Source organism: Levilactobacillus parabrevis ATCC 53295, assembly GCF_001434055.1.
Classification (GTDB): Bacteria; Bacillota; Bacilli; order Lactobacillales; family Lactobacillaceae; genus Levilactobacillus; species Levilactobacillus parabrevis.
In genome coordinates this window covers 1-14,713 of record NZ_AZCZ01000020.1, presented here as the reverse complement: position 1 = coordinate 14,713, position 14,713 = coordinate 1, and the positions used below count along the sequence as shown (strand labels likewise).

General features: G+C 49.6%; 12 protein-coding genes. 9 read left to right on the top strand and 3 right to left on the bottom strand.

The genetic code is table 11. From position 1 onward, the window contains the following. Positions 1–12: 12 nt before the first annotated feature. The 9 genes from rlmD (at position 13) to fucP (ending at position 11,101) form a co-directional block, all read left to right on the top strand. Entirely contained in the window at positions 13–1,380 is a 1,368-nt protein-coding gene (rlmD, locus tag FD07_RS06670) for a 23S rRNA (uracil(1939)-C(5))-methyltransferase RlmD (protein WP_020089548.1), read from the top strand. A 349-nt stretch (positions 1,381–1,729) separates the two neighbouring features. Next, on the top strand, positions 1,730–2,419 hold the full coding sequence (gene deoC / locus FD07_RS06665) for a deoxyribose-phosphate aldolase (RefSeq protein WP_020089549.1): 690 nt from the start codon (positions 1,730–1,732) through the stop codon (positions 2,417–2,419). Between the two features lie 29 nt (positions 2,420–2,448). Beyond that, positions 2,449–3,636 carry a phosphopentomutase gene (locus FD07_RS06660; RefSeq protein WP_020089550.1) on the top strand — a complete coding sequence of 396 codons (1,188 nt, stop codon included), beginning with the start codon at positions 2,449–2,451 and terminating at the stop codon, positions 3,634–3,636. Between the two features lie 23 nt (positions 3,637–3,659). Continuing rightward, positions 3,660–4,367, top strand: coding sequence for a purine-nucleoside phosphorylase (deoD, locus tag FD07_RS06655; protein WP_020089551.1), 708 nt, complete (start codon positions 3,660–3,662; stop codon positions 4,365–4,367). A gap of 95 nt (positions 4,368–4,462) precedes the next feature. Beyond that, on the top strand, positions 4,463–5,419 hold the full coding sequence (locus FD07_RS06650; protein WP_020089552.1) for a sugar-binding transcriptional regulator: 957 nt from the start codon (positions 4,463–4,465) through the stop codon (positions 5,417–5,419). A gap of 41 nt (positions 5,420–5,460) precedes the next feature. After that, the gene (locus tag FD07_RS06645; protein WP_020089553.1) at positions 5,461–6,759 is read left to right on the top strand and encodes a pyrimidine-nucleoside phosphorylase; all 1,299 of its coding nucleotides are present in this window, start codon (positions 5,461–5,463) and stop codon (positions 6,757–6,759) included. A gap of 623 nt (positions 6,760–7,382) precedes the next feature. Then, positions 7,383–8,915: a gamma-glutamylcysteine synthetase gene (locus FD07_RS06640; RefSeq protein WP_020089554.1), complete on the top strand. Its 1,533-nt coding sequence runs from the start codon at positions 7,383–7,385 to the stop codon at positions 8,913–8,915. 363 nt (positions 8,916–9,278) lie between these two features. Beyond that, positions 9,279–9,674, top strand: a complete 396-nt coding sequence (gene rbsD / locus FD07_RS06635) for a D-ribose pyranase (protein ID WP_020089555.1) — start codon at positions 9,279–9,281, stop codon at positions 9,672–9,674. 65 nt (positions 9,675–9,739) lie between these two features. Further along, positions 9,740–11,101 carry an L-fucose:H+ symporter permease gene (fucP, locus tag FD07_RS06630; RefSeq protein ID WP_020089556.1) on the top strand — a complete coding sequence of 454 codons (1,362 nt, stop codon included), beginning with the start codon at positions 9,740–9,742 and terminating at the stop codon, positions 11,099–11,101. A 167-nt stretch (positions 11,102–11,268) separates the two neighbouring features. Here fucP and FD07_RS12335 read toward each other — a convergent pair whose 3' ends face one another. The 3 genes from FD07_RS12335 to FD07_RS06620 all read right to left on the bottom strand — a co-directional run bounded on the left by FD07_RS12335 (position 11,269) and on the right by FD07_RS06620 (position 14,698). After that, complete coding sequence (locus FD07_RS12335; protein WP_155823063.1) at positions 11,269–11,421, bottom strand: hypothetical protein; 153 nt, start codon at positions 11,419–11,421, stop codon at positions 11,269–11,271. 107 nt (positions 11,422–11,528) lie between these two features. After that, positions 11,529–12,899, bottom strand: a complete 1,371-nt coding sequence (locus FD07_RS06625; RefSeq protein ID WP_051089603.1) for an APC family permease — start codon at positions 12,897–12,899, stop codon at positions 11,529–11,531. A gap of 434 nt (positions 12,900–13,333) precedes the next feature. Beyond that, positions 13,334–14,698, bottom strand: coding sequence for a gluconate:H+ symporter (locus tag FD07_RS06620; RefSeq protein ID WP_057161934.1), 1,365 nt, complete (start codon positions 14,696–14,698; stop codon positions 13,334–13,336). Positions 14,699–14,713 lie beyond the last annotated feature (15 nt).

Genomic DNA, 14,713 nt, shown 5'->3' with positions numbered 1-14,713 from the left:
TAAGGAGTACACATGAAAACTAAAGCACCAGTAGCAAAGAACGAACGTCTCGACGTCACCATCGCCGACCTGACTTATCAGGGGATGGGTGTGGCTAAGGTGGACGATTTCCCACTGTTCATCGAAAACGCCTTACCCGGCGAAGAACTGACGATTCAAGTCACTAAGGTTCAGAGCCATTACGGTTTTGCCCGGGCAATTGCCTGGAAATCCGAATCACCTGATCGGGTTAAGGATGTTGACAAGACGTACCGCCAAACGGGGATTGCGCCGTTACAACATCTGGCCTATCCAGCCCAACTGAAATTCAAGCAACACCAGATTGCTGAACTCTTCAGTAAGGATCACCAAGACGTTGATGTTGCCCCAACTTTGGGGATGGAAAATCCTACCCAATACCGGAACAAGGCCCAAGTCCCTGTTCGGATGATCAAGGGTCAACTGGAGACCGGTTTCTACCGGCAACACAGTCACGACTTGATCCCATTGACGGACTTCTACATCCAAGATCCTGCCATTGACGCGGCTATTGTTAAGGTTCGCGACTTTCTTCGTCAATTTGAGATTCCAGCCTACAATGAAATCAGTGACAAGGGTGTTATCCGTAACATCATGGTTCGGCGTGGTTACTACAGTCATGAGATGATGATTGTGCTGATCAGTCGGACGCAAAAACTCCCAAGTCAGGCCCAACTGGTCGACCAGATTCACCAGGCCTTACCAGAGGTCACCAGTATCGTCCTGAACGTTAACGCCAAGAAGACGAATGTCATTATGGGTAACGTGACGCGGACGCTGTACGGCAAGCCGACTATCGAGGATAGCCTGTTAGGGTTGACCTTCGCCATTTCGGCCCGGTCATTCTACCAAGTAAACCCACAACAGACCGAAAAGCTGTACCAAATGGCCATCGATAAGGCCGGTCTGACCGGTGAAGAGACTGTGATCGATGCCTACTGTGGGATCGGGACGATTTCACTGGCCTTGGCCAAGCACGCTAAGCACGTTTACGGGGTCGATGTGGTTTCCGAAGCCATTGAAGATGCCAAGGTCAACGCTCAGAAGAACCATTTGAGCAACGTGTCCTTCGAAACCAACAAGGCCGAGTTCCAAATGGCCAAGTGGCAAGAAGACGGTATCAAGCCGGACGTCGTTGTGGTCGATCCACCACGTAAGGGCCTGGCAGAAAGCCTGATTGATTCCACTGCTAAGATGGGACCTAAGAAGGTCGTTTATGTTAGCTGTAACCCAGCAACGTTGGTGCGTGACGTGGCCCGGTTCCAAGAGCTCGGCTATGACATTGACGGGCCAATCCAACCTGTTGATCAATTCCCACAGACACCACACGTGGAAAGTGTTACGGTTTTAGTGAAGAAGTAGATTTAACTTGATGAGGACCTCAGCGAGCAATTGCTGAGGCCTTTTTTTGCGAAAATTAGTTCGAGAAATACTTCTAACTTCTCAAAACAAATCAAAAAAAATATACTTTTTTGAATATGCCCCAGCCTGCTAAAAGTACACAGTCAACACTTAATTGGTATTTTCTTGCACACGTGACACCATAATGAAAGCTTGCTTCCAACACGTAAAGCGGTTTACCAGAAAACATTTTCAATCTGTACACCACGACACAATTAACGGGGTTGCTGAACAGAATTTCAAGGTTTTACTTTACAAACGTGCAGGAATCCGTTATGCTAATTGTGATAAATGAAAGGGGTTTCATATTATGACATTAACGACTGCACAATTAGCAAAATACATGGATCACACTAACTTAAAGGCCGATGCCACCGAGGCTAGCATCAAGCAAACCTGTGACGAAGCCAAGAAATTTGACACGGCTTCCGTCTGTGTTAACTCCTACTGGATTCCGTTCGTTGCTGAGCAATTGAAGGACAGCGACGTTAACCCTATCGCCGTTGTTGGCTTCCCACTAGGTGCCATGGCAACCGATAGCGAAGTCTTTGAAGCAAACAAGGCTATCGATGACGGCGCCGAAGAAATCGACATGGTCATCAACGTTGGTGAATTGAAGTCTGGTAACAATGATAAGGTTGGTAAGGACATTCTCGCCGTAGCCGAAGCTGTTCACGCCAAGGGTAAGTTGCTCAAGGTTATCTTGGAAACTTGCCTGTTGAACAACGAAGAAATCATCCGTGCTTGCAAGTTGAGTGAACAAGCTGGTGCCGACTTCGTGAAGACCTCTACTGGGTTCTCAACTGCAGGTGCCAAGATCGAAGACGTTAAATTAATGCGTGAGACCGTTGGCGACCGTTTAGGTGTTAAGGCTTCCGGTGGAATTCACAGCAAGGACGAAGCTTTAGCCATGATTGATGCTGGTGCTAGTCGTTTAGGTGTCAGTGCAACGGTTGCTATTTTGACCGGTGAAGCTACTGGGACGAAGTCAGGTTACTAAAATAAGTTTGTGAAAGTGGGGATACGGATATGAAGTTTAAACGCATTTTCGGTTTAGTTATGGATTCTGTTGGAACGGGGGCCGCACCGGACTCTGCGAAGTACGGTGACGCCGGGGCCGATACCCTGGGGCACGTGGGTCATTACTACGCGGGCAAGCTAGCCTTACCGAACCTGGCTAAATTGGGGATATCCAATCTCCGGGATACGCCAATTGAGGGCGTTCCCGCAGTCGATGCGCCACACGCTTATTACGGTAAAATGCAAGAAATCTCTGCCGGCAAGGATTCCATGGATGGTCACTGGGAAATGATGGGCCTGCCTGTTCGTAAGGCACTCGATACGTTCCCTAACGGCTTTCCCGCTGACATCATCAAGAAATTGGAAACGTTTTCTGGTCGCAAAGTCATCGGTAACCGTCCCGAATCTGGTACTAAAATCATTGCCGAATTAGGGGAACAACAGATGGCTAAGGGCGACTTGATCGTCTACACGTCTGGTGATTCCGTCTTGCAGATTGCGGCGCATGAAGAAGTCATTCCATTGGATGAACTCTACAAGATCTGTGAATACGCTCGTTCATTGGTCAACGGCCCAGAATATCTGATTGGCCGGATCATTGCACGGCCTTACGTTGGACCCGATGCCGATCACTTTACGCGGACGGCTAACCGGCGTGACTTCACGCTGGAACCAACCGGTGAGACCGACATGGATCGTCTGCAAGCCGCTGGCGTTCACGTGGTCGGTGTTGGGAAGATCAACGATATCTTCTCCGGTCACGGAATCGACGAAGGCTACCATAACGAAAGTAACATGGACGGGATGGACCACGTGGACCACGTCATGCAAGAAGACTTTACCGGTTTCTGCTTCACGAACCTGGTGGACTTCGATGCGATGTATGGTCACCGCCGGAACCCTAAGGGCTTTGGTCAAGCCTTGATGGACTTTGATCAACGACTCGGCACGGTTATGGCAAACATGCATGACGATGACCTGTTGATGATCACCGCTGACCACGGGAACGATCCAACCTACACGGGGACGGACCACACGCGTGAATTTGTGCCATTACTGGCTTACTCCCCAAGCTTTAAGCAGGGTGGGAGCTTAGGCATCCGGTCACCATTCTCAGACTTTGGTGCAACTGTGTTGGATAACTTTGGCGTGGCTGGTAACAATGAAGGCCACAGTTTCTTAGCTGACTTGAAGTAGCGCAACCGAGGAGGAAAACCATCATGAGTAACCATTTGGAAGCAAAAATGGGCGATATCGCCGATACTGTCTTAATGCCTGGGGATCCATTACGGGCAAAGTACATTGCCGAAACGTTCTTAGAAAATCCAGTCTGCTATAACAAGGTTCGGAATGCTTTTGGGTACACCGGAACTTACAAGGGCCACCGGATTTCCGTTCAAGGAACTGGGATGGGGATTCCGTCCATTTCCATTTACGCTCACGAACTGATCAACGATTACGGTGCCAAGAAGCTCTTCCGGGTCGGTACGGCCGGCGGGATGAGCCCAGACGTTCACGTTCGCGACGTGGTTCTGGCACAGGGGTCAACGACGGATTCCGCGATTATTCACAACGTCTTTGGCGGTGGCATTTACTACGCAACGTTGAGTGACTTCGGGTTACTGGACGCAGCGTACCATGCAGCTAAGGATATGCAGATTCCGGTTAAGGTTGGGAACATTCTGGCCGAAGACCGCTTCTACAACGATGAAATGGACCGGCAAAAGTTAGTCGACTACGGGGTAATCGCCACGGAAATGGAATCAGCAGCGCTGTTCCTGATCGCAGCGAAGTACCACGTCAAGGCCTTATCCGTTTTGACCATCAGTAATCACTTGGTTACCGGTGAATCTACGAGTCCCGAAGAGCGTGAAACGTCCTTCAACGATATGATCAAGGTTGCTTTGGAAGCTGCCATTGCAGAGTAACCCTGAAGTTGGTGGCCGTAGCGCTTTAAGAGTAGCTAGCGGTCACCAATTTTAAGTTTGGTAACACGTTTAAAAATCACAAGGAGGGCAATCACATGGCGGAGACGACGGCACAACGACTGGCACAGAGCTTAGCCGTGGCTAAGATGTACTATCAATCGGACCAGAGTCAAAGCCAGATTGCCCACCAGCTTGGTATTTCCCGGCCAACGGTGTCGCGCTTGCTACAGTTTGCCAGAGAGCAGGGCTTGGTACGGATTCAGATTGTGGATCCGGTTCAGGACGTTCAAACGCTGGAGCGGGCACTGACCCAGGCCTACCACGTGGAAGTTCACGTGGTGCCGACCCAGTTAACGGTAGCCAGTGAGCTACTCAACACGGTCGGTCAGTACGCGGCCCACTATCTCGAGGAAATCGTGGCTGAACACGATATTATCGGGATCGGCTGGGGGAAGACCATTTATGCAATTGGCTCGAATCTTCAACCCGATACCTTAACGGGTGTCGAGGTGATTCAACTCAAGGGAAGCGTGAGTTATGCCACGGAGCACACCTACGCGTACGAAAGCATTGACGCCTTTGCCAATGCCTTTCACGCCGTGCCCCAATACTTACCGCTGCCGGTCATCTTTGACCACCAACAAACTAAGGAATTGGTGGAAGCTGAGCGACACATTCAGTACCTTCTTGAGTTGGGAAGAAAGGCCAACATTGCGATTTATTCCGTGGGGACCGTCCGTAACTCAGCGCTGGTCTTTCAACTGGAGTACCTGCAGGAACGGGAGAAGAGTTTCTTGCAGGCCCATGCGGTGGGGGACATTTTCTCCCGCTACATCGACGAAAATGGTGAAGTCGTTGATCCACAGTTGAATCAGCGCACAATCGGTATCGACCTCGACAACCTCCGTCAGAAGGAACATTCGATTCTGGTGGCGGCCGGCGATGCCAAGGTACCAGCGGTCCAGGCGGCCCTCAGGGGTGGTTATCCGAATTGCTTGATTATTGATCAACACGCAGCAGCACAACTACTTAAGGTTACCCCGACGGCCTAGCCGCGGTGACCGCATCCAATTAGAAATGGAGTGGCTGAAATATGAGAATGGTTGACATTATTGATAAGAAACGTAACGGTGGCGAATTGACCAAGGAAGAGATTCAAACTTTCGTGGACGGGGTTGTTTCCGGTGAAATTCCTGATTACCAAACCAGTGCCTTTTTGATGGCGACTTACTTCAAGGATATGACCGATGCAGAACGTTCTGAGCTGACGATGGCCATGATGAAGTCCGGGGACCATTTGGACTTATCCAGCATCGATGGCGTCAAGGTCGACAAGCATTCAACTGGTGGGGTCGGTGATAAGACCAGTATCCCATTGGCACCAATCGTTGCTGCTCTGGGTATTCCCGTACCTATGATTTCTGGTCGGGGCCTTGGGCACACGGGTGGCACGTTGGATAAACTGGAAGCGATTCCAGGATACCAAGTGGAAATCAGCGAAGCGGACTTTATCAAACAAGTTCAAAACGAAGGTTTAGCCATTGTTGGGGCAACCGGAAACATTGCGCCTGCTGATAAGAAGATCTATGCTTTGCGGGACGTGACCGACACGGTGGACTCCATTCCATTGATCGCCAGTTCCATTATGAGTAAGAAGATTGCTTCTGGTACGGATGCCCTGGTCATCGATGTGAAGACTGGTTCTGGAGCCTTCATGAAGACGCTGGATGACTCTCGGGAGCTCGCCAAAGCCTTGGTTGGTATTGGTAAAGGGGTCGGCATGAATTGCATGGCCATTATTTCCGATATGAATCAACCTTTGGGGAACGCCATTGGGAATGCCTTGGAAATCAAGGAATCCATCGACCTCTTGAAGGGTGAAGCGCCTGCTGACATTACCGACTTGGTACTGACCCTCGGTTCATACATGGTTGTCATGTCCGGCAAGACCGACAGCATGGCTGAAGCCCGTAAGATGTGTGAAGGCACAATCACGGATGGTTCTGCACTGAAGAAGTTCGGTGACATGGTTGCCGCACAGGGCGGGGACCGGAGTGTTGTTGACCATCCAGAAATCATGCCACAAGCTAAGTACAAGATTCCGCTGCCAGCTAAGACGTCCGGTGTGGTTAGCCGGGTCGAAGCTGACGAAATGGGTGTTGCCAGCATGTTACTTGGCGGTGGCCGGCAAAAGGCTGACGACAAGCTGGACTATGCCGTTGGGATCATGATGAGCAAGAAGGTCGGCGATAAGGTAGCCGCTGGTGACTCATTATTGACTATCTACAGTGACCGTGAAAATGTCGATGACATCAAGGAGTTACTGTATGCCAATATTGAAATCAGCGATTCGGCTGAACCACTGACATTGATTCATGAGACTGTGAGATAAGAGTACGGAAGCAGGCGGGAATTGACTGCCTGCTGGGGCACGTTTCGGCAACGTAGCATGTAAGGCTGAAACTTGCGTGAATTCCGAGAAGCAACACCAAGGGCTGAGCGCCGTTCCCGGGTTAACGCGAGTGCTGGTTTTACGCCATTGGTTCGAACGGCCACAATCTCTAAGTTTCTGATTTTCCAGTCATGCATAAACTTAACAACCACACACGTAATTGAGAAGCCAACTCCTGCGAGCTGGCTTCTTTTTTTACCCGTTACTTAGTACTAATGTATTTTTTCGAGAATCCGTCTCACAAATTAGCAAAATAACTGAAAGAATCGTTTTGATCCATGAGTAATTAATAGGAAGAAAGGCTAATGCAGCGAATACTTTTTCGTCGAGATAGGTGCAGGTCCACTTTAATATTGGATGTAGAGATCGAATTAGACTAAAAGTTGGCAAATCTTAGCCGTCTCAGTCGGGATAATTTAACGAAAATTTGGGAAAGTGGATAGTCAATAAAACCAACAAATTTTAATTTGCTGAAAACGGACAATATCAGTGACAGTGCGGCCTTTTTTGGGTAAACTTTAGGTATCAGTAAAACCATTTGAACGTCAGGGGATGTTACCGCCATGCTGGACAATTTATTAGCGGTTATTCATGAAGAACACTTATCAGAACAGCTTTATCACAGCCTTGTGGGATTAGAGGTCGAGGAACAGCGAATTGACCAGCATGGCCGGTTGAGTCGTCGTCCGCATCCCAGCAAATTTGGTTCGCGGACCTTTCACCCGTACTTCCAAACGGACTTTACCGAAAGCCAGTTAGAGGTCATCACGGACCCCAACCCGAATATTGGGGGAACGCTGGATCAGCTAGATACCCTGCAAACGGTGGCTTACCGGACCCTTGAGGGGAATGATCGCATCTGGCCGCTGAGTATGCCACCCGTCATGGATGAGAGTGACCTGCAGTTCATTGCCGATCACTTTGATCGGCCGGCGATGAAGCCGTACCGGGAATACTTGGTCAAGAAGTATGGCCTCCAACATGGCTGTGTGACCGGGGTTCATGTGAACTACAGTATCCCCGATCCCGTGATCCATCGACTCTTCAGTCACTACACCGCTGAGTTCGAGTCGCTAGTGGCCTTTAAGAATGCCTTGTATTTTCGGATTGCGCAGAACTTTGTGCGGTATCAGTGGCTGTTGACCTACCTCTTTGGGGCCAGTCCAATTGCTGAACGGGGGTTCTTTGAAACGACACCGCCGGAGTTGGCTGATCCCGTTCGGAGCATTCGCAATAGTCGGTATGGCTTCGTCAATCGGCCGGAGGAACAGGTGACCTATGCATCGTTGCCGGATCACTTGGCACAGCTCCAGCGGATGATCGATGCCGGGACGTACTTCTCGGCCCACGAGTTCTACGGGCCAGTCCGTCTGAAGGGGCAGGCCAATGCGCAGGACTTCCTAACCGGGGGGATTCAGTATCTGGAGCTCCGGGATTTTGATAATACGCCACTCACGCCCAACGGTGTCAGTCGTCATGCCTTGTACTTCCTGAAGATGTTCATGATCTACTTGATGACCCAGCCGTTACCTGCAGCGAAGGTCCAGGAGTTGTTGGCAACGGGCCGGCAACGCAACCAAGCCGTCGCGTTGGAGCATCCCCTCGAAACTACGCAATTCCAGGCCAACGGTCAGCGGATCTTCCGTGAGATGCGCGCGATGGCTGACCAGCTGCAGGCCCACAACGAGCAGTGGGGCGCCATCGACGATTTGGAAGAGGTCCTGATGCATCCCGAGCTGACGCCGGCCGCCAAACTGTTGACGCACGTGAAGCAGGGGAGTCTGATGACGTACGGTCAGCGGGTTGCCAGGGAGTGGTATCACAAGCGAATTACCGCTGATAAACTGTTGCCGCAGATGCCGCGCTTGGGTGAAGACACCCAGCGCTTGATTATGGTCGCCCTCCAATTGGGAGTGAGGTTCTATCAGGTCCGTGACGAGGACGGCGAAGACATGTTTATGTTTACCTTCGATGGAATCACCCAAGTCCTGCAAGAACGGGATACGGTAGGGAAGGAGCCGGAGAAGTTACTACGGCGTCTGTTCCCAGATTTACCGGAACGACCTGCACCATTAAATTATGGCCAATCAAAATAAATTTAAAAAAGTTTTGGAAATAAAATAGCAGATATTTTGAGATTTATGAAAAATGTTTTCATTTTGAGATGCCAGTTATTGCGGTATTAGTTGCACCTAAATGAGTCAACCACGGGCGATCGGGTTGGCTTTTTTTGACCGCTTTCTGAAAATGAATTGCTTCACAAGTTGGAGAATGGGTCTTGAAAGCCTTTTAACTTTATGATAATGTAAACGATGTCGCTAAACGTAAAACGGTTTACATACGATTTTTAGTCAATTAATTCGTCAAATCCAGCCGGGCAACCGGTTGATTCGGGAATCAATTGGAAAAGGGTTGCACGTGTACCAGTGATCAATTTAGTTAAAAAGGAGAAATATCTGATGAAAAAGACGACCGTTATTAATTCCGAATTATCTACGGTAATTGCCGGCATGGGCCACATGGACTGGTTGAGTATCGGTGATGCAGGGATGCCTGTTCCGATGGGGACTAAGAAGATTGACTTGGCTTTAACCAAGCAACTCCCAAGCTTCCAAGACGTATTGAAGAACATCCTGGCTGAACTTGAAGTTCAAAAGATTTACTTAGCCGATGAAATCAAGACGGAAAACCCAGAACAATTGGCTGCCATCAAGGAATTGTTGCCTAACGTTGAGATTGAATACATGCCTCACAGTCAGTTGAAGAAGGACTTAGCGCAAACGCACGCCTTCGTTCGGACCGGTGAAATGACGCCATTCTCTAACATCATTCTTGAATCTGGCGTAACTTTCTAAGTTGTCTTTTAGGCTTAATAAAACGTTTTACTTAACTTTAAATTCATTATAAAGGAGTCTTTACCATGCAAGCAAACGCAGTTGAATCAAAGCACGGTTGGACCCAGTTAGCTGATGGCTATCTGAGCAAAACCCCGCTGTTCCAATTTATCTTAGTGTCGCTGATCTTCCCATTGTGGGGGACTGCTGCTAGTTTGAACGATATCTTAATCACTCAGTTCAAGACGGTCTTCATGTTGAACGATGCTGCTACGGCCTTTGTTCAAAGTGCCTTCTACGGTGGTTACTTCTTAATTGCTATTCCAGCCTCATTAATCATTAAAAAGAACAGTTATAAATTTGCTATTATGACCGGGCTGATCTTCTACATCGTGGGTTGTGGGTTGTTCTTCCCAGCTTCTCACCTGGCAACTTACAGTATGTTCTTAGTCGCTATCTTCGCGATTGCTATCGGGTTGAGCTTCTTGGAAACATCCTGTGATACTTACAGCTCAATGCTTGGACCTAAAGCCAACGCAACGATGCGGTTGAACTTCTCTCAAACCTTAGTGCCACTTGGTGACATTATGGGGATCGTCTTAGGGAAGTACCTGATCTTCGGTTCCGTTGATAACTTGGCGAACAAGATGAGCACGATGCACGGTGCCGCACGGTTAGCTTACGGTGAAAAGATGTTGCAATTGACGTTGCGTCCTTACAAGTACATCCTGATTGTGCTGGTTGTGATGTTCATCATCTTTGCCTTATCACCAATGCCTCGCGCTAAGGCTACTAAGACGGTTGAGGGTTCTGATGAAGCCGTTGAAGACCGTCCTAGCTTGGGCGAAACGATCAAGTACCTGTCCCACAACAAGCGTTACATGAAGGGTGTTTTAACGCAATTCTTCTACGCTGGTTTACAGACGACGGTTTGGTCTTTCACCATTCGTTTGGCCTTGAACTTGGATCACCACATTACGGATAGTGCCGCTTCAACCTTCATGATCTACAGCTACATTGCTTGGTTCGTGGGTAAGTTGGTTGCTAACGTCTTCATGAGCAAGTTCTCCATCACTGGTGTCTTGACTTGGTTCTCTCTGTTAGGGACGTTGTCATTGGTCGTTACCTTTACAATTCCTAGCATGGTTGCCGTTTACACGGCTATCTTGACCAGTTTCTTCTTTGGTCCAGAATGGCCAACGATTTACACCCACACGTTGGATGCTATCGATGAAAAGCGTTACACGGAAACTGGTGGGGCCATCATCGTTATGGCCTTGATCGGTGGGGCCATTATCCCAGCCATCCAAGGCTTGGTTTCTGACTTCTCCGGGTCAATGCAGTTCTCATTCGTTGTTCCAACGCTTTGCTACGCATTGATCACGACGTACTTCTTCCTGGAACACCGTTTCGAAAAGAAGCACCCAGAAGAAATGCAAGAACACTAATTTTAAATTTATCAGTTAACGTTAGCCAGTCGGGCCCTCTACCGACTGGCTTTTCTTATGCGCCAACAGGTCTTTGTCTAACGCCTTACCGGGTGGTGAAAATCGACCGGTTCGCGGTGGGCGGACGTCCAGAGCCAAAGGACGGTCTCTGAACTTGGCTTTGAACCTCAAAGAGCGAGTTTCAAAGTCACCAATTCATCAAGCGACAAGCCGCTTGATGAATTCCCAGGGCTGAGTCGATTTTCACCACCCTCACGGCTTGGATAGCGTTGCAGCATAGACTTGCCACGTTGTTCTTCTAGCACAAACGAAATATACATCAGCCATCCTCATGTTTCGTCAGAGCTATGGTGTAAGCCTTTCAGAGCAATCAAAAACCGCTAGTCGTCTCAAATAAGGATGACTAGCGGTTTGAATTGCCTTAGCGTTATTCAGCGTGGTTCTGACGCCGACGCTGATGGATAAAGTAAACCGGTAAACCTATCAAGGTTAGGGCCAGTCCGGTGACGGCTAAGCCGATTTCCGTGACGAGGGTGGTGACGATAATGAAGATACCACCAACCAGCGCTATCAGCGGAACAATGGGGAATCCAGGGACCTTGTACGGTCGCACAAGCTCTGGTTCCCGTTTACGCAAGATGAAGATTGCCACGAAGATCAGGCAGTTAAATAACCACATTACGAAGACTAACATGTCGGTCAGAATGTCAAAACTGCCCATTAACATCATCAGTAGGGCGATTCCGAATTGAACGATGCCAGCAAAGTAAGGAACGTACGTCCGTCGAGACAGGCGACCGAAGTATTTCGACAGTGGTAGGCTATCCTCGGTCGCTAACGCATAGGGGACCCGCATCCCGGTCATAGTATAGCCGTTGATGGCGCCGTAGACTGAGATCAGAATGCCAATAGTGACAAGCTTACCGCCGAATTGACCGAAGAGCTTCATGGCTGCGTCGGCCGCGGCATTCTGATTGCCGGCAATCATGTCGACCGGAAGTGTTCGTAGGAAAACCAGGTTAATCAGCGTGTAGACCACGGTGATCAGGGCTAGACCTAGCACGATTGCTCGAGGTAAGTCACGTTCGGGATGTTTCATTTCACCGGCGATATTACCGATATTGATCCATCCGTCGTAGGCAAACATGGTGGCGAGCAGACTAGACGCAAAGGCACCGCCGAAGCCAATGTGGTCACCGGTCGAAATTGGCCAGAATTGAATAGCAGTGTGTGCCGGGGCAAAGAGCCCAAAAATAACAATGACCACGATGGGGATTAATTTAAAAATTAATGAAATCGATTGAACACGGCCACCAACTCTGGCACCAAGAAAGTTAAGCCCGGTGATACTCAGACCACAGATAATCGCGATGGGAAGCTTCCAGGCGTTGTCTAGGTGGAAGAGGTTCACGAACTGAACGCCGAAGATAATCGACAGTGCGGCAATATTAGCTGGATAGTAGACCAGCATCTGAGCCCAACCCATCAGAAAGCCCACCGGTTTGCCGTAGGTGTACTCTAGATAGCGCATGGCGCCACCAGTCCGGGGAATGGCGGCCGCTAGCTCTGCACTGGTTAGACCGGCGCAGATGGTCAGTAGGCCGCCTAGGATCCAGGCGACCAGGGTCATGTTAGCGGAATGGTTGGCGGCCACCACGCTAGCGGTCTTGAAGAAGACCCCACCACCGATGACGGTTCCCATGACGGTGGCGAGGGCGGTAAACGTGCCGATTTCGCGGCGTAACTCCTTTGCCAAAATAAAGACTCCTTTTCCTCTCAAATGCTTAGATTTAACCATTATAGCACGGAACCCTGGAATTCGTGTGGGATTGCGAGAGTTTTTTCAGGAGAAATAACCAGGTGCCACCACCGCTCGTGGATGCTAGTAAGGCTGGTTTATGGGTGCAAGTGGCGGCTAGAACGTGGCCAATCAGGATTAGAGCACGCTAGAATTAAGGCTTGCAAGTAGCAGGGCTTTCAGTCGACAATTTTTAGGATTTTTACCAGTATGGTATAGCGTCAGGCCGGAAGCAATATCAGTTAGGGTATTAACATTATTATAAGGGTAGTCTGGACGCTGGCTTGGGGAAAACGGAGTGTCAATATTTATTTAATTGTTGGGGATAGGCGCATCGGGTAAAAGAAAATGGTTGGCAATCCAATAGTTTGGACTGCCAACCATTTGCGGAAATAGATGTTACCCGGTAATAATAATTTTCAACGTGTAGGGGATCAGTGGAAGGCCATGTTTAACACCAGAACAATTAGAATACCGACAACGGAAATTACGGTTTCCAAGACGGTCCAGATACTCAGCGTCTGCTTCACGGTCAAATCAAAGTATTCTCTGAACATCCAGAACCCAGCATCGTTCACGTGAGAGGCGGCCAGTGATCCGGCACCAATGGCCAGCACCATCAGCGCGGGATCAACGCCGGCCTGAGCCATCAGTGGCGCAACAATCCCGGCGGCAGTCAGTGCAGCCACGGTTGCGGAACCTAAGGCCACCCGGAGAACAACGGCGACCAGCCAGCCCAGAATTAGTGGGGACATGTTGGAGTCGATGAAAATCTTAGCGACTTCCTTACCAACACCACCGTCAATCAGGACTTGCTTGAAGGCGCCACCACCCCCGATAACCAGGAGCAGCATAGCAATCGACTTCACAGCGTTTTCAATGGATTCCATGATTTCTGAGGTCTTGCGTTTCCGTCCCCAGCCCATAGTAAACATTGCCACCATCAGTGAAATCAGCATGGCAATCGCAGGATCTCCAATCAGCGCGACGATTTGGTCGAGCAGAGACGCGTTCTTGGTAGGGGTTGCCCCACCGTCGACCGTCATCTTGTAGATGGTCGTGATGGCCATCAGAATAACGGGGAACAGAGACGTCAGAACGGAGAGGCCGAAGCTAGGAGATTCAGATGGCTTGAACGTCTTGATTTCACCCAGTGACGACAGGTTTCCTTTGCGTTCGAAGGCAGCGGGCGCGTAACGCTGGGCCAGTTTGGTAAATAGTGGCCCGGCAACGATGGCACACGGAATAGCAACAACTAACCCGAACAGCAGGACCTTCCCATCGTTGGCGTTCAAGATCGCCGCGATGGCCACAGGTGCTGGGTGAGGGGGCAGAAATCCGTGTGTCACGGACAGTGCGGCCGCCATGGAGATCCCTAAGTAGAGGATTGGCACATCGGCTTCAATGGCGATAGCAAAGACGATTGGGATCAACAGAACCATCCCAACTTCGAAGAAGAGCGCGATACCCAGAATAAATGAAGCGAGCATGATGGCCATTTGCAGGCGTTTCTTCCCGAATTTATCAATTAACGTCGTGGCAATAACGTAGGCCCCACCGGCATCGGCGACTAACCGACCCAGCATGGCACCAAATCCGAAGACTAAGGAAAGTTCGCCCAGTTGGCTCCCAATCCCAGCCTCCACGGTCGTGGCAATTTTGGTTAAGTCCATCCCCAGCAGAATCGCTGTCAGGACGGAGGTCAAAATCAGGGAGACGAAAGTATTGATTTTAAACTTGATGATTAAAACCAATAAAAAAATGACCCCGATGACTAAAGCTATAAGTTCCGGTTCTATGTCAACTGTTGTTGG